The following is a 20,449-nucleotide window of genomic DNA, read 5'->3' as shown; positions in this document are numbered from 1 at the left end:
TCCTCCGCTTCTGCGAAAACACCCGCCCGGGATTCCCGGGCGGGTGTTTTGCGTTGCGTGCGCGGCGGCGCTGGCTATCCCGGCTGCGGTCCGGCGGCTCCTGGCTGGTCCGCTTCGCCGACGCCCCAGATGAACGGTGGTTCAGCCCCGTTGACTTCCCAGTCCCCCACGATCCGGGCCTTATAAATGAACGGATTGTGGGTGGCGGCCGTGCGGGCGTTGCGCCAGTGCCGGTCCAGGGCCTTGCCTGCGCTGGTGGAGGACGCGCCGAGGGCATTGAAGACCGCTCCGGCGGCGTCCGGCACCAGCGTGCTGAGCACGGTCTGGGCCCGGGCAGAGCCCAGTTCGGCAGCAATGTTGGCGGCCTTCTCAACGGCACCGCCCTGCTCCCGGGCCGCGAAGGCACGGTCCAGGCTGCTGGCCACGCTGAGGGCGGCGGACCTGGCAACGTAGGCCTTTGCGCTGATTTCCCCCACCACCTGCAGGATTTGGGGATCGTGCCGGACCAACGGTGCGTTGCCGTGGCCGAAGACCCGTTTGCGCTCCCGCACCTGGGTACCGGCGTCCTCAACGGCCGCCTGCGCGATCCCGGCGAGCACCACCAGCAGGACGTGCTGGTAGAGCGCGGTCTGGTAAGGAAAACGGTCGGTGAAGGCAAACACGTTGACCGGGTCCACAGGTGCGCCGGTGAAGATGGTGGTGCCGCTGCCGGTGAGCCGCTGGCCGAAGCCGTCCCAGTCGTCGTAGGTCTCGACGCCGGCCGCCCGGGTGGAGATAATCACCGATACCTGCGAACCGTCCGGCCGTTTCGCCGTGACATCGATCCAGTCGGCGAAGATGGTGCCCGTGGTGTAGAACTTCCGCCCGGCGAGCACCAGCCCTTCCTGTGTTTCAGCCAGCACGGTTGCCGTGCCGCCGGCCCCGGGTTCGGTCCAGGCGTTGCCCGCGAGCTCACCGGCGGCGAAGCGCCGGAGCCAGCCGCTGCGGTCCGCGCCCCGGCCGTGGTGGTACAGGCTGTCCTCCACCAGGGCGAAGTGTCCGCGCAGGGCCTGCGGAATATTGCTGTCCGCCGCGGCCAGCTCAATCAGCAGATCGGTGAACTCCACCCAGTCCAGTCCGTCCCCGCCGAACTCGGCCGGAATGCGGGCGGCGCCAAAGCCGGCCTCCCGCAGCCAGCCGATCTGTTCAAACGGAAGCTCCCGGGCGAGTTCGCGGCCCAGCGTGCCGGCGGCAATGCGTTCAAACACCGGCCGGTACTTGGCGGCGGCCCGTTCATAGGCCGTGGGGGTATCGATGAGAATCTCAGTCATAGTGGTGCTCCTGGGTTCGCCCATCCGGGCAGGGTGGAAGTGGCTCCGTCGCGGCCCGGAGCTCAGGTGTAGAGCGAAATCGGCTGGACCTCGCCGAGCAGGTAGCTGGCACCCACCTCGACCTTTTTGTAGTCAACCGGATCATGCAGGCTGTGGGTGCGGACGTTGCGCCAGAACAGGTCCAGTCCCACCTCTGACTTAGCCGAGGATGAGCCAGTCACCTCGAAGATGCGGTTGGCCGTGTCCACGCCCACCTCGCTGGAGACAACTTTCAGCCGGGCGATCTCGATGGCATGTTCCGCGCGTGCTTCGGCGGTGAGCTGGCCGCCGGCGGCAATCACGCCGTCGAACCTGCGGTTTGTCCGGTCCGCCAGTGCTTCCACCGCCGCGATCCGGGAGTCCAGTTCCCCGTAGACCCGCTGGGTCAACGGGTCCTGGGCGTAGGTTTCGGCACTGGACAGGAACCAGGAGTTCCTGCGTCCCAGCGTGATCTCACGTCCGCGGGCCAGGGCGCCCTGGGCAATACCGAGATAGAGGTTGCCGAAGGCCAGCTGAATGTACGGCGTGACCAGCGTGGAGAAGGGTTCCTCCCCCACCTCTCCGATGATGTCCTCGGCGGTGATCCGCACCCCGGCGTACTTCACCGAACCACTGGCGGAAAGGCGCTGGCCGAGCGCATCCCAGTTGCCGAGGTATTCGATGCCGGCCCGGTCGTGGTCAACGGCGAGTGCCAGGAATTTCCCCTGGTCTTCGCCGGCGGAGACCACCGCGTTCACCAGGATGGCGTCGCCAACTGACGCACCGGTGGAAAAGTGCTTGATGCCCTCCAGCCGGTAGCCATCGCCGTCGGGAATGAGTTCCAGGTTGGGGTCCACCGGGTTCACCGAATCACCCCAGGACCAGCCGGCCTGGGCTGAGCGGCGGAAGAGCCGCTCCTGCACCGATGCACTGCCGTAGAACACGACGGCGCCAAGGTTGGCATAGTGATAGGCAAGGATCTGCGCGATCGACGCGTCGGTGCGCGCCAGGATGCGCACGGCGTGCAGTGCGCTTTCCCAATGTCCGCCCCGGCCGCCCCACTCCGCAGGAATGATCAGGTTGAGCAGTCCCGAGCGGCGCAGCAGGTCCACCTCTGCATGCGGGTCAGCGTTCCGGCGGTCCCGTTCCAGGACATCCGCGGCCAGTGCGGCGGCAACGTCCTCGGCGGTCCTGCGCCAGTGGTCCAGCTCCTCAGGGGAAGCGTGTCCGTTCCAGGGCGAGCGGGCTGCCCGCAGGTTTACTTCGGTGTCGACGATGGTCATATCGCGTCCTTCAGTCAAGGCACCCGCTGCCGGCGCGCAGAACCACTCAGTTGGTGGATGCGGCCGCAGTAGGGGGCCGTACTTGCCGGGCACGGTTTCTGTGCGCGGCCGGATCCTCATCTGGGGCACCCCGCTACGGGAGAGGGTTGCCGCCCAACCAGCCAGAGCTTGCCATTGGGACTCTTGATCTTGGAGACGAGTATGCCCCTGCGGTTGCCGCAAAGGGTAGGAAGTGAAGGTCAATGACGTTCCGCTGCCCCGTGTTACGCGGGAGAGCATGACGCCCGGAGCCGGCCCGGCCTCCCTGGCCCGGCCCGCCGGGCTCGAGTGGCGGTTCGGGCGCAGGAACCCGCGGATTCCCGGGGCTTGCAGAAACTGCGGACACTGGATATTTTTGCCGCTGAATGAGCGTTTCCACGCGTATCGATGGGGAAGAATATTCATCGTGACCATGATTTCTGAGGAGCAGGTGCCTGCGGGCAGCCTGCAGTCCGACCGGCTGGAGCTGGCGGAGATGTCAGCGGCAGACGTTGATGCTTTGATTGCCGGTATCCGCTGTCCGTCCTGGGCTGATGACTTTCCGCAGGCCATGGATGAGGACGCGGCTCAGCAGTTCTTCCAGGCTGGGCTGCTCGGCCCGCAGGCCGGGATCTTCGGCGCCCGGCTGATCCGTGAGCGCGGCGGCACAGCGGTTGGCACCATCGGCTTCCTTGGCCCTCCGGTCGACGGCGCGGTGGAGGTCACCTACAACATCGTGCCGTCCCGGCGGGGTCTCGGTTACGCGACTGAGGCATTGATTGCCCTCAGCAGGTTCGCGCTCGCCCAGCCGGGCGTCGAACGGGTGACCGCGTACACCGACGAGCAGAACGAGGCATCGCAGGCGCTCCTGCTGACTTCAGGGTTTATGCCGGTGGAATCCTCGGGTCCGGACCTGGCCTTTGTGCTGCACCGCAAGAGCCAGCTGCCCGACGCCGAGGGGTGAGCTGGTAGGGTCGCCCGTAACTTTCAGGGGGACAGACGTGAACACCAGGACAGATGCACGGACGAAGCGGGCGATGTTTCTTGCCGGGTTGCTGCTTGTGGTCATGGGACTGGTGTCCATCAGTGTGACTCTTCCATACCTGTCCGGCGGCAGCGGGTGGGACGCCGGAGTGCCCTGGGTCGCCACCGGCTGCGGTGTTCTGGCCACCGCCGGCGGGCTCTGGTGGCTTGCGCAGTCCCGACGGAATCCAAGCTCCTCACCTCGTGCCAAGGAACGGGTTCTGCGCGGCCGGGGCGGCAGCTTCAACTTCAGTGTTGCCCTGCTCGGCGTGTGGGTTCTCATGCTGGTCGTGGCAGTTCTGTTTCTGGAGCAGCCCACGGTAAGCACCGGGCTCCCTTCGCTGCTGGCGTTCAGCCTGGTCAACGGTCTCTTTGTTGTCGTCCCGCCCGAGGAAATTACGCCTTCCCCAATGCCAGACGACGGGCCGAACGGAAATACCGGTTCGTAAACATCTCCTGGGTGCGCCGGTTCAGCGGTCCACCGGCGGCGATGAGCAGGTTGGCGGGACGGCTGAAGGCGGCAACGCGGAAGAACAGCTGCCCGTCCTCGCTGAGCTCGACGTAGAACCCTTCTTCCCCTGCCTCGGGATGTCCGCGCAGGGTGCCGTAGCCGAAACCAGCCCGCTGGCCAGGCACCGGGCGGCCGGCGTCGTCGACCACGGGTTCAGTGCTCCAAAGGACCCGGCACGGCGCGTGCCAGCGCAGCTGCCCAATGCCCACACCGGAGGACATCTCCAATCCCGGGCGGGCCCTGGGAGTACCGGCGTCCACCCGCAGCCCGCTGCCGCGGTGCAGGTCCCAGCCCAGCACCCCATCCACCAGGCGCAGGAATCCCTTTTCCGGATCCGGCACCCGCACACGTTCTTCGCGCAGCACCAGGCGGTAGCGCCGGGGCCAGCCGCCCTCCAGCGGCATCGGGTACGGGCGCTCGGTCCGGCCGGGATCCAGATAGGTCAGTTTCCGCTGTGTCATCCCCCGGCCAGGCCCTTCCAGGCGAGGGATTCCCGGTCCCGGCGGGGCAGGGAAGCCACCACCAGGTCATAGGAGTCCTCCACGAGGTTCCGCACCAGCTCATCCTCCAGGCTCCCGGAGAGATCCAGCTGGTTCCAGTGGGTTTTGTTCATGTGCCAGGCTCCGGTAATTTCCGGGTGCACGGACCGCAGCTGCTGGGCAAGGTCCGGTTCACACTTGAGGCTGATCATCAAGGGGTCTCCGGAGAGCGCCGAGAGAGCGAACATTTTGGCCGCCCGTCCGGCGCCTGCGGCCCGGACCTTAAACACGGAGGACTCGGGACCGAAAGGGAAGTCCTCAAACGTTCCGGTCAGGGACAGGCAGTACTGCCTCAGGGTTGCGGCGTCCATGGATCGACCTTAGCGCCGCGTAGGTCCCGCGCACCACAGATGGCAGGATGGAGAAACCACTAAGCACACGCACTACTTCGGCGGCACCACAGGGCGCCGGCAACCTTTGGAGGACGGATTGGGCAAGGACCGGACGAACGCCGGCGGGAGCAGGATGACGCACGCCGCGGAGCGTGCTGCCGACTCCAAGTCATTTGAGCGGGCCGCGCGCATGGGCTACGTGGCCAGCGGCTTGCTGCACGCCCTGATTGGCCTCATTGCGCTGCAGATCGCCTTCGGTGACGGAGGCAGTGCCGACTCCTCGGGTGCGATGTCCGCACTCGCTTCCCGGCCGGGCGGCATCTTCCTGATCTGGGCCTGTTTCCTCGGCTGCCTCGCGCTGGCGTTCTTCCAGATCACCCGCACCTTCCTCGATTCAGCCGGCAGCCGGAAGGACGTCTGGAAGAAACGTGCCACCGATGCCGGTTCAGCCGTGGTCTACGGCGCGATCGGCATCAGCTTCGGCGTTTTCGCGCTCGGCGGTTCCAGTGACAGCGGGCAGAACCAGGCCACCTGGACGGCCCGGCTCCTCAGTCAGCCCTCCGGCCAGGTCCTGGTGGGCCTGATCGGAGCGGTGGTCGCCGGCATCGGGATCTACTTCGTCTACAAGGGCGTCATGCGGACGTTCCGGAAGGACCTCGGACCGGTTCCGGGCGGGACCTGGCGGCGTGCCGTAACCATCACCGGGATCACGGGCTTCACTGCCAAGGGCATCTCACTGCTCATCCTGGGCGGGCTGGTCATTACGGCCGCCGCCACTGCAGACCCGCAGAAGTCCAGCGGCCTCGACGGCGCCCTGCACGCCTTGAAGGAGGCGCCCCAGGGTTGGCTGGCGCTGGGCGCCGTCGGGGTTGGGCTGATCTGCTACGGCCTGTACCTGGGCATCATGCGGGCCCGGTTCGGCAAGCTCTAGGCCTGCCACCAGGCGTCGAGTTCCGCCAGCGGGTCAGCGTCCCACGGCGTGGGCAGCACCCCGCCCATGTAGCCGGCGAACCATTCCTTGACCTCGGGTGACTGGTACGCCTCCTTGAGCGCCGCTGCCTTGTCGGATTCGGCGAACTCCGCGGTTCCGGCGACAACGCAGCGGAAGGGAATCTGGTCGGCTTCCTTTTCGAACGCCAGGGCATCCTCCGGCGTGTGCCCGATTTCCGCGGCCAAGCGCACGAACAGGAACCCGGCGTCCACGTCCGGCAGTGTCTTGGACAGCGACTGCTGGTCCACTTCCACGAAGGTCAGATTCTTCGGGTTGGCGGTGATGGTCTCCTGCGACGTGTGGATCACCCCCACACCGTCCTTCAGTTCCAGCAGTCCGGCGTCGCGCAGCAGCAGCAGGGCGCGGCCGTTGTTTGAGGGGTCCACCGGCAAGGCGATCCGGGCGCCGTCGGGCAGTTCCTGCAGACTGGAGTAGCGCTCGGACCAGATGCCGCCGGGTGAGCCGTAGACGTAGAAGAGCGGCTGCACTTCCAGCTTCTGGTCCACGTTGAACTGCTGCAGGTAGGCGCCGTGTTGGAAGTAGTTGGCATCGAATTCGCCGTTGGAAACGGCCAGGTTCGGCTGCACGATGTCGGTGACGTAGGTGGGTTCCAGCGTCCAGCCCTTGGCCTTGAGCAGCTCGACGGCGATCTTCGTCGGCTCCTGGTAGGGAGCGGACTCGGTGACGATGATCTTGATGGTCTTGTCATTCGAGGCGGAGGCTCCGCCGGTGAGGCCGCAGCCGGTGGCGGCCGTGAGCGACGCGGCACCTGCGCCGGCCAGGGCCAGCTTGAGAAAATTCCTGCGTTCCATGGTTGTCCTTCGTAAGGGATGGGTGAAGTGAGCGGTTACCGGTAGGCGGAGGGAACGGGTTCGGTGCCGTTGAGGAAGTAGCGGCCGAGTTCGTTGTATTTATAGGCCACCGGATCGTGGAGGGTGTGGGTGCGGACGTCCCGCCAGTAGCGGTCGAAGCCGTATTTACTGCCTGCGGCCCGGGCTCCGGTGACGTCGAAAATCCGTGCCGTGACGTCCAGGGAGACTTCGTGCGCAGTGATCTTCGCGGCTGCGATCTGCTCCGCGACTCCGGCCCGGTCCGCGGCGGTCAGCTCCTCCCCGGCGTCCCAGGCCCACTGCAGGGCAGTGGTGGCCTGGTCGACGACGGCGGCCAGGGACTGGAGCCGGGCGGCGAAGGAGCCGTAGTGGTTCTGGATAAACGGATCCTCCGCCGCGGTCTCCACCTCGGCGTGGAACCAGGGCCGCGCAACGCCCAGCGTGTAGTCCCGGGCTGCCAGGACGGCACCCTCGGCGGCCGCCAGGTAGGCGTGCGCGAAGAGCAGCTGGAAGGCCGGGGTGGTGAGGACCTGGTGCGGCTGCCTCTCGCCGTCGTGCGCTCCCAGGTTGGTGATCACGTCCGTGTCCGGCACAAACACGTCCCGGAATTCGATGGTGTTCGTGGCTGTGAGCCGGGAGCCGAGCACGTCCCAGTCGTCGTGCCGGATCACACCCTCGGAGGCTGTGTCGATGACCAGTGCCAGCCGGTCACCGCCGTCCACAACCGCCCGGCCGTAAATCCGCTCGGCGACCCGGCTGCCGGTTGAGAACGGCTTTTTGCCGGTGACAAGGTAACCGCCGTCGACGCGGCGGGCGGTGGCCTGCGGCCCCTGCGGGGTGCCGGTGGAGGACCAAAGCCACTGCTGGGCCAGGCATTCGTCCGCGAGGGCCTTCCCGCGTTCCTCGTCCAGGTCGATGTACGGGAAGGACTGGAAGATGTAGTGGTACCCGAGCAGCTGGCCAATGGAGTTATCCGCCCGGGCGATCCGCTGCACAATCTCGAACGCCGTTTGCCAGTCGATTCCGGCCCCGCCGAAGCGGGTGGGAATGGTCAGCGGCAGCAGCCCGGACCGGCGCAGGACTTCCACTTCGGTGAAGGGCGGCTTGTTCGCCAGGTCACGTTCCAGGGCATCGGCCCCGAGGATGGCGGCGACCTCGTCGGCCAGCGCGAACCAGTGGTCCTGGCCGGCACTGGTGCTGCGGCCGTAGCGGTGAAGGAGGCTGGCGGTCATCGGGTTTCTCCTGCGGTTGCAAGGCCGGGGTGTTCGGGGGCACCGGCGGTGAAGGCGCCCCGGAACCGGGCGGCCGGGTGGCGTTCGTTCAGCAGCGGTCCGGAACCGGTGCCGAAGAGCTTTTCCCGCAGCGTCCCGGGTGCGTACTCGCTCTGGGCCAGCCCGCGGCGGCGCAGCTCCGGCAGCACGCCGTCGACGAAGTCGGTGTAGGAGCCGGGCAGGATGGAGTTGATGATGTTGATACCATCCACTCCGGAGTCCTGCCAGCGCTCCAGCTCATCGGCGATCTGCTCCGGGGTTCCGGTGATCTGCTGCGCTTCGGTCCGGTAACGGGCCACATCGGCGAGGGTCGGGTTGCCGCCGGGGGTGGAGTCGATGATGGCCTGCAGCACGCCGCGGCCGCCCTCCGTCTGCACATCGCCGAGCGGGGTCTGGAGATCAAGCCCGCCCAGGTCGATTCCCAAGCCGCCGCCGATGTGGGCGATTACGGCGTCCAGGTCCAGGTATTCGTCCAGCTCGGCTTTCTTCCGCCGGGCTTCGGCTTCGGTGCCGCCCACCACGAAGGACAGCCCGGTGAACACCTTAACGTCGTCCGGCTGCCGCCCGGCGTCGACGGCGCGGGACCGGACTCCGGCGGCCACCTTGGCGGCGTGGGCGGGGTTGGACGCGAAAATGAAGGTGGCTTCGGCGTTGGCCGCGGCGAACTGCTGGCCGCGGCCGGAGCTGCCGGCCTGGAAGAGCACGGGGGTGCGCTGCGCTGACGGCGCGCTCAGGTGCGGTCCGTCGATCGAGTAGCGCTCGCCGCGGTGGTGGATCTTGTGGACCTTGTCCGGGTCCGCGTGTACACCGCTGGCCTTGTCCTGGATCAGCGCGCCGTCATCCCAGGAGCCTTCCCACAGCTTGTACACGGCTGCGGTGTATTCATCCGCCCAGTCATACCGGCGGTCGTGTTCGGTGAGCCCGGCGCCGTCGAAGTTGCGGTGTGCGTTCTCCAGCACCGAGGTGACGATGTTCCAGCCGGCCCGGCCGTTTGTGAGGTGGTCCAGCGTGGACATCTGCCGGGCGAACTGGAAGGGGTGGCTCTGCACCACCGATGATGTCGCGGCCAGCCCGATGTCCTTGGTGGCTCCGGCCAGCGCGGCGAGCAGCAGCACCGGATCGTTGGCCGGCACCTGCAGGCCGCGGCGCACATGGGAGGCCCAGCCGCCGTCGTGGTTTCCGTACAGGCCTACGACGTCGGCGAAAAAGAGGGCGTCGAACTTCGCCGCTTCGAGCTGCCGGGCCAGGTCCGTCCAGAAGCCGAGTTCGTTGAAGCGGTGCTGCTCGGCCTCGGGGTGGCGCCACTGGCCGCCGCGGATGTGGCTGGTGGTGTTCATCAGGAACGCGTTGAGCAGCAGGCGCGGCCGCGGCCCGGAAAAACGGGTGCTGGGGATAGGCATGGTGGTTCTTTCGGTTGAAGGCTAAAGACGCTTGTCAGCGCGCCGGGAAATCCAGGAGCCGCCCAGCTGGACGGCCTGCACCAGCAGGATCATCAGGATGATGGCGGTGATCATCAGCCCGGTCTCATAGCGGTAGTAGCCGTAGCGGATGGCGAAGTCGCCGATTCCGCCGCCGCCCACCAGCCCGGCCATCGCGGAATAGGAGATGAAGCTGACCGTCATGATGGTCACGGAGCTGATCAGTCCCGGCCGGGCTTCCACGAGCAGGACGTCGCGGACAATCTGGCTCCGGGTCGCACCCATGGAGCGGGCGGCTTCCACCACTCCCCCGCCGAGGGAGGTGATGTTCTGCTCCACGAACCGGGCAAAGTACGGGATCGCGTTGATGGTCAGCGGCACGATCACCGCCGCGGTGCCGATGGTGGTGCCCACGACGAACCGGGTAAACGGGATAATGGCGATCAGCAGGATCAGGAACGGGAAGGACCGGACCAGGTTGACCAGCGAGTCCAGGATCCGGTGCAGCTTGGGTTTGTGCACCAGCCCGTTGGGACCGAGCGCATACAGCAGCACACCCAGCGGGGTGCCGATCAGCACCGCCAGCGGAATGGCCACCAGGAGCATGATGCCGGTCTGGCCCAGCGCGGTGAGCAGTTCGGGCCAGACTTCGATGATGCGCTCAAGCATGGTGGGCTCCTTCGAGCCGGCTGGCGGCGGTTCTTTGGGCACGGTCCAGGCTGATTTCATCCGAGATCAGGTAGCGGCCGATCGAGGTGGCGGGGCTGAACCCCGGACGCTGCAGCTCGGTGAGCGCGAACTGTTCCACCACGCGTCCGTCCTCCATCACGGCCACGTTGTCCGCGATCGCCTTGATGACATTCATTTCGTGGGTCACCACCACGATCGTGATGCCGAAGCGGGCGTTCACGTCGCTGAGGTACTGCAGCACGGAGGCGGTGGTCCGCGGGTCGACGGCGGAGGTGGGCTCGTCACACAGCAGCACCTTCGGCTCAGTGGCCAGGGCCCGGGCGATGGCCACCCGCTGCTTCTGCCCGCCGGAAAGCTTGGCCGGGTACGCTTCCGCTTTTTCGGACAGGTCGACGACGGCGAGCGCCTCGAGTGCCCGGCGGCGGCGCTCCGCAGCGTTCCTGACGCCGGAGAATTTCAGGGAAAGCTCCACGTTCTGTGCCGCAGTGCGGTTGTTAAGCAGATTGAAGTGCTGGAAGATCATGCCGATCCCGTGCCGGGTGGCTCGCAGGGCCGCGTCATCCAGCGTCGTCACGTCCACGCCGCCCACGAGGACCCGGCCGGAGGTGGGGCGCTCCAGCAGGTTGATGTTGCGCAGCAGCGTGGATTTGCCTGCCCCGGAGAAGCCGATGATTCCCTGGATGCTGCCACGCGGGATCTCCAGTGACACGTCATCCACGGCGGTGAAGCTGGATTCTCCGGTGCCAAAAACGGTCGAAACATTCTCGATCCGAATCATGCCGTCCTCCTTCGGTCATTGCCCGGCAAGAGGTGAGCACCGCACGGCATCCCCATGGGTGCGTTGAGGCGAACCCATGGGGGGACCAAAAGAAAGCGGGTGCTTCTCCATCGGTCCTGGCGGTAGCACCCCTCTCCTTCGCAGGATTACGGAAGGGGTTGCTGCGGCGTCATGGAGCCAGGTCTCTCAGCCGCTCTGGATGGTTATGGGTCCATAAAAGCCGGGGAGGACCCGGATGGACAAGAAGATTTCCGTGTATGGCCCGGCGCGTCGCTCTGTGACGCACCGGGCGTCACACTACGGCTTTGTGACGTCACGGGAACGGGGGCGTTTCCTGCGCTCCGGGGCGGCAGCCAGCCGGCTGCCACAGGTAGGGCAGGATGGTTTTGTGCCGTTTTCCGAACTCTCTCCCTGCCCTTCCCGGGCGGATTCCCGGGCAGCATCCGCCGCTGCCGGTCCGGACCCCGCATGAGGGGCTGGCTTTTCCTTGGGTCTGCCATCCTGCTGGAGGTTGCCGGCTCCCTCTCGCTGAAAGGCGCGCTCTCCGCACCCGGCTGGTACGCCGTCGTCGTGACCGGTTATGTGGGCGCCTTCGTGCTGCTTTCGGCCACGCTGCGGACCGGAATGCCGCTGGGCGTGGCCTACGGAATCTGGGGAGCTGCCGGCGTCGCGCTGACCGCCGTGATGTCCTTCTTCCTGTTCGCGGAGCCCGTGACCCCCTTGATGGCCCTGGGCATCCTGGCCATCATGGCCGGCGTCCTCTGCGTGGAGCTGGGACGGCAGGCGGCAGAGAAGCGGTCAGGAGGAGAGGCGTAATGGCGTGGCTCTTCCTCTGCACCGCCATCGTCTTCGAGGTGGGCGGCACCCTGTGCCTGCGGATGTCCCTGGACAACAAGCGCTGGTACGCCGGTGTTCTCACGGGCTATCTGGTGGCCTTCACCATGCTGGCCCTCACCCTGGCCGATGGGATGGCCCTGGGTGTTGCCTACGGAATCTGGGCCGCTGCCGGCGTGGCGCTGACCGCGGTCCTGGGTCGGATCCTTTTCAAGGAGCCCCTGACCTGGCTGATGGGGCTGGGCATCGTCCTGATCATCGGCGGTGTGCTCCTCGTGGAGATCGGTGCGGGAGGATAGGAGGCGTGACTCTTTCCGAACGCCCCGCGCTCACCCCCGCCCTGAGCGGGGCAGAGTTCCGCCGCTGGTACTGGCTCAAGGAGGAGCTGCAGGCCTTTGCCCGAAGCCAGGGGCTGCCCGCTTCGGGATCCAAGGAAATTCTGGCCGGGCGGACCGCGGCGTTCCTGGACGGCAAGCCCCTTCCGGCCGTGCCTGCCCCGGCCGCCAGGAAGGAGAGTGCCCGCCGCCTGCTGCCCCCGCTGACCATCCACACCGTGGTCCCGGCCGGGCACCCCTGCAGCCAGGTCCTGCGCGACTTCTTCGTTAACGCCCTGGGCCCCGGGTTCCGGTTCGACGCACCCATGCGGGAATTCTTCGCCGGCAATGACGGCACGGCAACCATGGGCGCTGCGCTCGACCACTGGCATGCCACCCGGGACAGCGCTGCCCGCCCGATTGGGGCGCAGTTTGAGCTGAACCGTTTCTCCCGCGACTGGCACACCCGCAATCCGGGCGGTACCCGGCAGCAGATGCTTGCGGCCTGGAAGGCCCACCGCTCCCTGCCTGTAGACCAGCGGCTGCCCTAGAGTCCGTAGCGCCCGGCTTCGATCACCGGGCAGGTATCCATCACGACGTCGAGCCCGGCGTTGTGCGCGCGCTGGGCTGCAGCTTCATCAACCACACCGAGCTGCAGCCAGACGGCCTTGGCGCCGGCCTCGATGGCCTGGTCCACAATGCTGCCCACCCTCGCGGAGTTCACGAAACAATCAACGACGTCGATCTGGCCGGGGATTTCGGCGAGGCGGGTGTATCCCTTGTTTCCGTGGACGTCCTCGCCCTTGAGGTTAACCGGAATGATCTCCATCCCCAGCGTCTCCTGAATGAACCGGGAGACGCCCACGGCAGGGCGCATCGGGTTGTTGGACAACCCCACCACGGCCCATCGGCCCCGGGCGGAGAGCAGCCGGGAAATGACCTCGGGATCGTTACGGTGCGTCATGTGGCCGCTTCCTCCGGTCGGTCGTGCTGAAGACATTCTTACCTTACGCGCCGGCAGCGCCGGCGGTGGAGGGGCCGCTTCACGTCCTAGGCGAGGAAAGCCTCGACGGCGGCGGCCAGTTCGGCGTCTTCGATGCCGTGCCATCCGCCCGTCAGGAGCTGGAAGGATCCTTCGGGGAGCAGCTCAGCGGTATTCCGCGCCCAGTCCTTCAGCCGTTCGTCGCTGCCGCTGCTGGCCAGGACCAGCACCGGAACCCGAACTCCGGTCAGGCTGCGGACATCGGTGTCGATCATCAGGGTGAGGTCATAGGAAATGGTGTGCGCGGCAGGTTCAAACGGGCTGGGCTCGGAGGAACGGATCAGCTCGTCGGGGACCCCGATGGACTCCTGGAAAAGCCGGATCGCGCCGGCCCGGTCATCGGCTTCGATGAGTGCTGCGAGCTGGGGCCGGATGTCCGCTCCGGAGCTGCCGTCACTGGACAGCGGCGGTTCGACGGCCACGACGCTGGAGATCACGGCGGATTCTGACGCCGCGCGCAGTGCCAGGATCGCTCCGGAGGAGGTTCCCAGCAGATCCGCTGTTCCGCCGGCAGTTTCCACGACGGCCAGGAGATCGTCGACTTCGGATTCGGCCGTGTATTCCTCTCCGTCCCCGCTTTCACCCTTTCCCCTCCGGTCATAGGTGTAGACCGTGTGGCCCGCGGCAAGCCGCTCGGCGACACCGGCCATTCCCGAGGTGGTCCGGTCCATCATGATCGGGTCCACCACCACCAGGGGAGGACCGTCCCCGTGCCGCTCCCAGGCAATCGGTGTTCCATCGGCGGACAGCACGCGCCCCGAGGCGCCGGCTGAGGGGTCCATGGCTTCTCCTTCACTGGAGTTGGGGCCGCTGGCGGCCGTCATTCCACGGTAGGAGGGCCTTCGGGCAGGGTCAATGGGCTGGTGCCTCCGGCTGCCAGTGGGCGCGGAGCGCGGCCAACGACTCTTCCACCAGGGCGCTGCGGGTCACCCCTGCGGGCAGTGCGGCCATCACGGAATTGGCCCGGCTGTTCCCGGCCAGCGGCAGGAAGACCAGCGGCCGTCCCTCCGGACTGACCGGAGCCGGCTGCATCAGCAGGGCATACGCCAGGTTCCGGCCGACCACGTTGTGAATGGCCTGGACACTCGCCGAGCGCCAGCGGACATTCGGTTCCACGCCCGCCCGGGCGAATTCGGCGATGGTCCGCTGGAGCGCCGGCTCCTCGTCCATGAGGATTGCGGGGAAGGGGGCCAGCTCCGCCAGGCTCACCGCAGGCTGTCCGGCCAGGGGGTGGTCCGGGCTGAGGACGGCTTGCCGGCGGGTCTCCTTGAGCAGCTCGGCCGAGCAGTCGGGCAGCACCTGAGCCTCGTACACCACGCACAGGTGGAGCCGCCCGGCCAGCATGGCCTCCTGGATATCGGGGCCGCTGCCTTCTACGAAGTCCAGCGCGACCTGCGGATGCCGCGTGGTGAACCAGTCAACCAGCGCCGGAATGGCATGCATGGCCAACGTCCTGAACACCCCGATGACGAGACGGCCGGACAACTGGCCGTGCACCTGATCGAGCACCGCTGCCAGATCCGTGACCTGGTCCGCCATCTGCCGGGCCCGGGTGGCTGCCACCTGCCCTTCCGGGGTCAGGGCCACTCCCTTGCCCCGCCGCCGGATAGCCAGAGTCACGCCGAGTGCCTGCTCCAGCTGGGACAGCGCCAGGCTCACCGCCGCCTGCGAGACATGGCAGCGGCGTGCCGCCTCAGTGATGGACTGGGTCTCCGCAACGGCCGCGAAGTACTCAAGCTGGCGGAGTGTGATTTCGCTCATAAGGACATCTTATGGGTCTGGCCAGTAATTATAGCTAGGTAAATGTGATGCAGGACACCATCCTTGAGGAAACCCACAAACCAGCAATCCCACGGAGCAACCCCTATGGCTGTCAACGATTCACTCCCGCATGTGATCACCCTCGGCACCGCGGGCGGCCCCCGCTGGTGGAAGGACCATCAGGGCACCCCGCGCTTCGGAATCGCAACGGCGGTGGTCGTCAACGGCACCTGGTACCTCGTGGACTGCGGCCAGGGCGCGGGCCGCCAGGCCAACGCCGCCGGCCTGGACATGGCCAACCTCGGCGGAATCTTTATCACCCACATGCACTCCGACCACACCGTGGACCTGCCCTCCCTGCTGCTGTTCGGCGCCTTCGAACTGAAGAACACACCGCGGGGTCCGATCCCCGTGATCGGTCCGGGCGACCGGGGCAAACTGCCGCCGCTGTCGCCGCGGGCCACCGAGGTGCCGGTTCCCGTTGCGCCGGAACGGCCGACGCCGGGAGTCGCCGGACTGGTCGAGGGCCTGCTGGCCGCCTACGCCACCGACTGCAACGACAGGATCTTCGATTCCCTGGTTAAAAGCCCGGCCGAGCAGTTCCAGCCCCGCGAAATCAACCTGCCGGCCAGCCTCGGGTTTGATCCGGACAACAACGTCACCCCGGACATGGAACCCATTGAAATCTTCCGGGACAGGAACGTCAGCGTGACCGCGGTCCTGGTCGATCATCACCCCACCGCCCCTGCCTTTGCCTTCCGTTTCGACTCCGGGTCCGGCTCGGTGACCATTTCCGGAGACACAGCACCTTGCCCCAACATGGTGCGGCTGGCCCGCGGCACGGACCTGCTGCTGCACGAGGCCATCAACCTGGACCTCCTGGCCCGCCAGTACACGGACGCACAGATGCTCCAGGCCACCATGGACCACCACCGCCGCGCCCACACCACCGCTGCGGAGGCCGGCCGGATTGCGGCCGAAGCCGGAGTGCGGCACCTCGCGCTGCACCACCTGGTGCCGAGCTATTCCCCACCCGAAGCCTGGGCCGAAGCCCGCACAACGTTCGCCGGAAACCTCAGCATCCCCGATGACCTGGCCGTCATCCCCTTCGGCAGCGGCAAGGGTGCCGCCTGCCCATCCGTCTCCGGCGCCCCAGCCGCCGCCTTCTAGGATTCGAGGAAAACTCCATGAGCACCCAGCCCAGCATCCCCGCCACCCCGGCCGGCAGCTACCACGCCTCCCCGCGTGAAATGCGCCGGATCCTGCTTTCCAGCTTCCTTGGCACCGCCGTCGAGTACTACGACTTCATCCTCTATGCCACCGCCGCCGGCATCGTCTTCAACCAGGTCTTCTTCGCCGGCATGGACCCGCAGGTCGCCATCTTCGTCTCCTTCGGCACCCTCGCCGTCGGATATGTCGCACGACCCCTGGGCGGCATCATCTTCGGCCACCTCGGCGACCGGGTAGGACGCAAAACCATCCTGGTCACCACAGTGCTCATGATGGGCATCGCCTCCACCCTGATCGGGCTGCTGCCCACCAGTGAACAGGTGGGCGTATGGGCGCCGATCCTGCTGGTGACCCTGCGCCTGTTCCAGGGCATCGCCGTCGGCGGGGAGTGGGGCGGGGCCATGCTGCTGGCCTTCGAGAACGCCAAGAAGGAATCCCGCGGGTTCGCCTCCGCTTTCGCCTACATGGGCGCCCCGGCCGGCACCATCCTCGGCACCCTGATGCTTTCGGCCATGTCCACCCTGCCGCAGGAGCAGTTCCTGTCCTGGGGCTGGCGTATTCCCTTCCTGCTCTCCGCCGTCCTGATGGGCCTGGCCATTTTCATCCGCATGAAGGTCTCCGAATCCCGGATCTTCAGCGAGCTTTCGGCCAAGGCCGAGGCGAAGAAGCGCCGTGTTCCCGCCGCCGAGCTGTTCCGGGAGCACCCCAAGGCCCTGCTCATCGCCGTCGGCGCCGGCCTGTCCGGACAGATGGCCCAGGGCCTGATGGGAGCCTGGGCCATCTCCTATGCCGTCCAGCAGGCGGTCCTGGCCCAGACCGAAGTGCTGAACATCAAGGCCCTCGGCGGAGTCAGCACCATCCTCGTGATCATTGTGGCGTCTAAGCTTTCGGACCGGATGGGCCGCCGCCGCGTGCTCATCTGGGGCAACATTGGGGCCATGATCCTGGCCTTCCCCGTGATGGCATTGCTGGACATGGGCTCCACCGTGGCCTTTATGCTGGCCATTTTCCTGGGGCTTTCGGTGGTGCAGGGCTTCACCTCGGGACCCTACGGCGCCTTTGCCGGCGAACTGTTCCCCACCTCCGTACGCTATTCCGGCGCCTCGATCGGCTACCAGCTGGCGGCGACCCTCGGAGCCGGATTCACCCCCATGATCGCCACCGCCCTGGTGATCGCCGGCGGCGGATCCCTGTGGCTGGTCGCCGGGCTGTGGACGGCGTTCTCCGCGGTGTCGCTGATCTCGCTCCTGGCAGCCAAGGACCGTTCCGGAGAGGACATCCAGGAACTCGACAGTCCGGGTGCCGCCCCGGCTCCCGGGGAGGAGCCAGAGCCCGCCCCGGCGTCTGCCGAACCTGTGCGTACACCGTAAACAAACGAGGTATACACTGTAAACACCGACGTTTACGAAAGGGGTGCCGATGGCCCGGTCCCTCCCGCTGCACCCCGATACCATTGCCGCTGCCGCCGTCCGGATTGCCGACGCCGAGGGACTGGACGCCGTCAGCATGCGCCGGGTGGCGGGGACGCTGGGCGTCTCTGCGATGGCCCTCTACCGCCATGTCGCGGACCGCCGCGCCCTCCTGCTGCTGATGGCCGACGCCGCCAAGGACTTCGCGCTCCTGCCTCCCGGCGTGGCCACCTGGCAGGCAACGCTTGAACACATGGCCGACGCCCAGTGGCAGGCGTTCCAGGCCCATCCCTGGCTGCTGCACATCGTGCTGACCCCCCGCCGGCTGGTGAACCTGGCGACACCGGGTGAGGTGGAGCTGCTGCTCGCCCGGCTGCGCGGCGCCGGCATCACCGAGGAGCAGGGCTTCGACTGCCTGCTGGGGATCTCCGCGGCTGTTATCGGCACAGCCTCAATCACGGCGGCGGCGCAGTCCGGCCCCGAACAGTCCGGACCTGACGACCATGCGCAGTGGAACTCCGGGGCCGTGGCACGGTTCCCGCTGGCGGCCCGGTTCCAGGACCAGGGCATCAGCTCCGCAGCTTCCCGCCGCTCTCTGGACTTCGTCGTCGCCAACTTCATCCGCGGCGTCGAACAGGCGCTTGGCCAATTCCCCGGCTCCGCAATGCGCCCGGTTTCATGGAAGGAAGAAAATGCAACTGAAGGATAAGACTGCAATCATCACCGGCGGTGCCGGCGGAATCGGACGCGGAATTGTCCGCCGGTTCCTGTCCGAGGGCGCGAAGGTGGCCGTGGTCGACATCGACCAGGCCCAGGGCGACCAGCTCCTGGCTGACCTCGACGGCCTGGGCGATGTCATTTTCATCGCCAAGGACATCTCCAAGGAGGAGAATGCCGCCGCGATCGTGGCCGAAACCGTGGCGCATTTCGGCGCCCTGGACATCCTGGTCAACAACGCCCATGCCTCCAAACAGGCGCCGATCATGGAGACCACCCAGGAAATGTGGGACCTCTCCTTCGGCACGGGCACCATGGCGACGTTCCACCTGATGCGCGCCGCGTACCCGGAGCTGAAGAAGACCCGCGGCAGCATCGTCAACTTCGCTTCGGGCGCCGGCATGAAGGGCCTGCCGAACCAGGCAACCTACGCCGCGGCGAAGGAAGCCATCCGCGCCATCTCCCGGACCGCTGCCAATGAGTGGGCTGCGGACGGCATCCGCGTCAACGTGGTCTCCCCCATTGCCCTGACGCCGGGCATCGTTCAGTGGAGCCAGGCCTTCCCCGAGGCCTACCAGGAAGTCGTGGATGCCGTCCCGCTGGGCCGCCTCGGCGATCCCGAAACGGACATCGCACCGATCGTTGTGTTCCTGGCCAGCGAACAGTCCAAGTACATGACCGGCCAGACGCTGATGGCCGACGGCGGTTCCATCAAGCTGTACTAGCCTGCCCTAGCCGTTGACCGCCGGGGCGAAGCGGTACCTGGCGCCCCGGTGGGTTTCGGGCAGTTTGTCGCCGGCGCCGAAGAGTTTGTTCCGCAGCGTTCCGGGCGCGTACCCGGAGGGGTAGGCGCCGCGCTGCTGCAGCTCCGGCACAACGAACTCCACCACATCCTCGAACGTCCCGGGGGTGACGGCGTAGGCCAGGTTAAAACCGTCGACGTCGGTTTCCTCGACCCAGCGGATCAGCTCCTCGGCGACTTCGGCACCGGAACCCACCAGCCGCGGGCCCAGCCCGCCGATCCCGGCGGATTCGGCGATGTCCCGCACGGTCCAGGGCTCGCCGTCGTCCTTCACCTTCTGGAAGTTCGCGGCGGCGGACTGGATGGCGTTGGACTCCACGTTGCCCAGCGGTTCATCCAGGTTGTAGGTGGAGAGGTCCACCCCCATCCACCCGGACATCAGGGCGAGTGCGCCCTCGTCGCTGGTGTAGCGCTGGTAGTCCTGGTGCTTGGCTTCGGCTTCCTCGGCGGTCGCGGCCGTGATGATTGTCAGCAGCGTGTAGATCCGGATCGAGTAGCGGTCCCGGCCGGCCGCTTCGGCGGCGTCGCGGATCTTGGTGACGGTGGCCTTCAGCTTCTCCACGGTCGGGGCTCCCACGAACACAGCCTCGGCGTTCTCGGCCGCGAACGCGATGCCGCGCGGCGAGGCGCCGGCCTGGAAGATCACCGGGGTCCGCTGCGGGGAGGGCTCGGAAATGTGGATGCCGGGGACCTTGAAGTACTTGCCCTCATGGTTGATGTCATGGACCTTGGAGGGGTCGGTGAAGACACCCGTTTCGCGGTCCCGGACCACGGCGTCGTCTTCCCAGGAGCCTTCGAGCAGCTTGTAGACCACTTCCAGGTATTCGTCGGCGTGGTTGTACCGCTCGTCGTGCTCCAGCTGGTCTTCCTGGCCCATGTTCCGTGCGGCGGAGGGCAGGTAGCCGGTGACCACGTTCCACCCGACCCGGCCGTTCGTAATGTGGTCCAGGGTGGAGAGCCGGCGGGCAAACGGGTACGGGTGTTCGTACGCGGTGCCGGCGGTGACGCCGAAGCCCAGGTTCTCGGTGACCAGGGCCATGGCGGAGACCAGCAGCAGCGGATCGTTGACCGGCACCTGGGTGCCCTGGCGCAGCGTGGCCTCGTTGGAGGAACCGTAAACGTCGTAGGTGCCCAGCACGTCGGCGATGAAAATGCCGTCGAAAAGCCCGCGTTCGCAGGTCTTGGCCAGCTCGGTCCAGTAGCGGATGTCGTTGTACCGGGAGGACTGGTCCTCGGGGTGGCGCCACAGGCCGGGCGACTGGTGGCCCACGCAGTTCATGTCGAAGGCGTTGAAGCGGATCTGTCGGGGTGCGGGCGAATTGGCCATG

At 67.0% G+C, this 20,449-nt stretch carries 23 protein-coding genes and 2 riboswitches; of the genes, 10 read left to right on the top strand and 13 right to left on the bottom strand.

Annotated elements, in window-relative coordinates; all coding sequences use genetic code 11:
* Positions 1-74 precede the first annotated feature (74 nt).
* The gene (locus ArtHe_RS16010; RefSeq protein WP_248317835.1) at positions 75-1,310 is read right to left on the bottom strand and encodes an acyl-CoA dehydrogenase family protein; all 1,236 of its coding nucleotides are present in this window, start codon (positions 1,308-1,310) and stop codon (positions 75-77) included.
* Between the two features lie 62 nt (positions 1,311-1,372).
* Complete coding sequence (locus ArtHe_RS16005) at positions 1,373-2,611, bottom strand: acyl-CoA dehydrogenase family protein (protein WP_248317834.1); 1,239 nt, start codon at positions 2,609-2,611, stop codon at positions 1,373-1,375.
* Positions 2,612-2,684: 73 nt separating this feature from the next.
* Positions 2,685-2,800, bottom strand: a riboswitch (SAM riboswitch).
* A 262-nt stretch (positions 2,801-3,062) separates the two neighbouring features.
* Here ArtHe_RS16005 and ArtHe_RS16000 point away from each other — a divergent pair.
* Positions 3,063-3,593, top strand: a complete 531-nt coding sequence (locus ArtHe_RS16000) for a GNAT family protein (RefSeq protein ID WP_248319830.1) — start codon at positions 3,063-3,065, stop codon at positions 3,591-3,593.
* A gap of 37 nt (positions 3,594-3,630) precedes the next feature.
* A complete protein-coding gene (locus ArtHe_RS15995; protein ID WP_248317833.1) occupies positions 3,631-4,101 on the top strand; it encodes a hypothetical protein in 471 nt (156 codons plus the stop codon).
* Here the strand turns inward: ArtHe_RS15995 and ArtHe_RS15990 are convergent.
* Both ArtHe_RS15990 and ArtHe_RS15985 read right to left on the bottom strand, forming a co-directional pair.
* Complete coding sequence (locus ArtHe_RS15990; RefSeq protein WP_248317832.1) at positions 4,049-4,624, bottom strand: DUF1990 domain-containing protein; 576 nt, start codon at positions 4,622-4,624, stop codon at positions 4,049-4,051. The two genes, ArtHe_RS15995 and ArtHe_RS15990, sit on opposite strands and share 53 nt — an antisense overlap.
* Positions 4,621-5,013 carry an MmcQ/YjbR family DNA-binding protein gene (locus ArtHe_RS15985; RefSeq protein WP_066300943.1) on the bottom strand — a complete coding sequence of 131 codons (393 nt, stop codon included), beginning with the start codon at positions 5,011-5,013 and terminating at the stop codon, positions 4,621-4,623. Before ArtHe_RS15985 ends, ArtHe_RS15990 begins: the two co-directional genes overlap by 4 nt.
* A 118-nt stretch (positions 5,014-5,131) precedes the next feature.
* Between ArtHe_RS15985 and ArtHe_RS15980 the strand changes: the two genes are divergently transcribed.
* Positions 5,132-5,965: a DUF1206 domain-containing protein gene (locus tag ArtHe_RS15980; protein ID WP_248317831.1), complete on the top strand. Its 834-nt coding sequence runs from the start codon at positions 5,132-5,134 to the stop codon at positions 5,963-5,965.
* Here ArtHe_RS15980 and ArtHe_RS15975 read toward each other — a convergent pair.
* The 5 genes from ArtHe_RS15975 to ArtHe_RS15955 are packed head-to-tail and all read right to left on the bottom strand — an operon-like array spanning position 5,962 to position 11,012.
* A complete protein-coding gene (locus ArtHe_RS15975; protein WP_248317830.1) occupies positions 5,962-6,837 on the bottom strand; it encodes a MetQ/NlpA family ABC transporter substrate-binding protein in 876 nt (291 codons plus the stop codon). The two genes, ArtHe_RS15980 and ArtHe_RS15975, sit on opposite strands and share 4 nt — an antisense overlap.
* 35 nt (positions 6,838-6,872) lie before the next feature.
* Positions 6,873-8,087, bottom strand: coding sequence for an acyl-CoA dehydrogenase family protein (locus tag ArtHe_RS15970; RefSeq protein WP_248317829.1), 1,215 nt, complete (start codon positions 8,085-8,087; stop codon positions 6,873-6,875).
* On the bottom strand, positions 8,084-9,526 hold the full coding sequence (locus tag ArtHe_RS15965; RefSeq protein WP_248317828.1) for an LLM class flavin-dependent oxidoreductase: 1,443 nt from the start codon (positions 9,524-9,526) through the stop codon (positions 8,084-8,086). The genes ArtHe_RS15970 and ArtHe_RS15965 overlap by 4 nt, the downstream gene beginning before the upstream one ends.
* 21 nt (positions 9,527-9,547) lie before the next feature.
* Positions 9,548-10,213, bottom strand: coding sequence for a methionine ABC transporter permease (locus ArtHe_RS15960; protein WP_248317827.1), 666 nt, complete (start codon positions 10,211-10,213; stop codon positions 9,548-9,550).
* Positions 10,206-11,012: an ATP-binding cassette domain-containing protein gene (locus tag ArtHe_RS15955; RefSeq protein WP_248317826.1), complete on the bottom strand. Its 807-nt coding sequence runs from the start codon at positions 11,010-11,012 to the stop codon at positions 10,206-10,208. Before ArtHe_RS15955 ends, ArtHe_RS15960 begins: the two co-directional genes overlap by 8 nt.
* A gap of 104 nt (positions 11,013-11,116) precedes the next feature.
* A riboswitch (SAM riboswitch) is annotated at positions 11,117-11,218 on the bottom strand.
* A gap of 262 nt (positions 11,219-11,480) precedes the next feature.
* Here ArtHe_RS15955 and ArtHe_RS15950 point away from each other — a divergent pair.
* Genes ArtHe_RS15950 through ArtHe_RS15940 form a run of 3 tightly spaced genes read left to right on the top strand, consistent with a single transcriptional unit; the run spans position 11,481 to position 12,711 of the window.
* The gene (locus ArtHe_RS15950) at positions 11,481-11,828 is read left to right on the top strand and encodes an SMR family transporter (RefSeq protein WP_248317825.1); all 348 of its coding nucleotides are present in this window, start codon (positions 11,481-11,483) and stop codon (positions 11,826-11,828) included.
* Positions 11,828-12,145 (top strand): SMR family transporter, encoded by a 318-nt coding sequence (locus tag ArtHe_RS15945; RefSeq protein WP_066300925.1) that lies wholly within the window; start codon positions 11,828-11,830, stop codon positions 12,143-12,145. Before ArtHe_RS15950 ends, ArtHe_RS15945 begins: the two co-directional genes overlap by 1 nt.
* Before the next feature lie 5 nt (positions 12,146-12,150).
* Positions 12,151-12,711: an SAP domain-containing protein gene (locus tag ArtHe_RS15940; RefSeq protein ID WP_248317824.1), complete on the top strand. Its 561-nt coding sequence runs from the start codon at positions 12,151-12,153 to the stop codon at positions 12,709-12,711.
* Here the strand turns inward: ArtHe_RS15940 and ArtHe_RS15935 are convergent.
* The 3 genes from ArtHe_RS15935 to ArtHe_RS15925 all read right to left on the bottom strand — a co-directional run bounded on the left by ArtHe_RS15935 (position 12,708) and on the right by ArtHe_RS15925 (position 14,963).
* Positions 12,708-13,124 carry a CoA-binding protein gene (locus tag ArtHe_RS15935; RefSeq protein WP_248317823.1) on the bottom strand — a complete coding sequence of 139 codons (417 nt, stop codon included), beginning with the start codon at positions 13,122-13,124 and terminating at the stop codon, positions 12,708-12,710. The genes ArtHe_RS15940 and ArtHe_RS15935 overlap by 4 nt on opposite strands.
* Before the next feature lie 86 nt (positions 13,125-13,210).
* Positions 13,211-13,984: an alpha/beta hydrolase gene (locus tag ArtHe_RS15930; protein WP_248317822.1), complete on the bottom strand. Its 774-nt coding sequence runs from the start codon at positions 13,982-13,984 to the stop codon at positions 13,211-13,213.
* 70 nt (positions 13,985-14,054) lie between these two features.
* Complete coding sequence (locus ArtHe_RS15925) at positions 14,055-14,963, bottom strand: LysR family transcriptional regulator (protein WP_282568693.1); 909 nt, start codon at positions 14,961-14,963, stop codon at positions 14,055-14,057.
* Positions 14,964-15,068: 105 nt separating this feature from the next.
* Between ArtHe_RS15925 and ArtHe_RS15915 the strand changes: the two genes are divergently transcribed.
* The 4 genes from ArtHe_RS15915 to ArtHe_RS15900 are packed head-to-tail and all read left to right on the top strand — an operon-like array spanning position 15,069 to position 19,044.
* Entirely contained in the window at positions 15,069-16,133 is a 1,065-nt protein-coding gene (locus ArtHe_RS15915; protein ID WP_248317820.1) for an MBL fold metallo-hydrolase, read from the top strand.
* Positions 16,134-16,150: 17 nt separating this feature from the next.
* Entirely contained in the window at positions 16,151-17,563 is a 1,413-nt protein-coding gene (locus ArtHe_RS15910; RefSeq protein WP_248317819.1) for an MFS transporter, read from the top strand.
* Positions 17,564-17,612: 49 nt separating this feature from the next.
* Complete coding sequence (locus tag ArtHe_RS15905; protein WP_248317817.1) at positions 17,613-18,311, top strand: TetR/AcrR family transcriptional regulator C-terminal domain-containing protein; 699 nt, start codon at positions 17,613-17,615, stop codon at positions 18,309-18,311.
* Positions 18,295-19,044: an SDR family oxidoreductase gene (locus ArtHe_RS15900; RefSeq protein WP_248317816.1), complete on the top strand. Its 750-nt coding sequence runs from the start codon at positions 18,295-18,297 to the stop codon at positions 19,042-19,044. Before ArtHe_RS15905 ends, ArtHe_RS15900 begins: the two co-directional genes overlap by 17 nt.
* 6 nt (positions 19,045-19,050) lie before the next feature.
* Here the strand turns inward: ArtHe_RS15900 and ArtHe_RS15895 are convergent, their stop codons facing one another.
* A complete protein-coding gene (locus tag ArtHe_RS15895; protein WP_248317815.1) occupies positions 19,051-20,448 on the bottom strand; it encodes an LLM class flavin-dependent oxidoreductase in 1,398 nt (465 codons plus the stop codon).
* Position 20,449 lies beyond the last annotated feature (1 nt).

Origin of the sequence: Arthrobacter sp. Helios, from assembly GCF_023167125.1 — a bacterium.
GTDB lineage: Bacteria > Actinomycetota > Actinomycetes > Actinomycetales > Micrococcaceae > Arthrobacter_B > Arthrobacter_B luteolus.
This window is presented reverse-complemented; position numbering and strand designations above follow the sequence as displayed.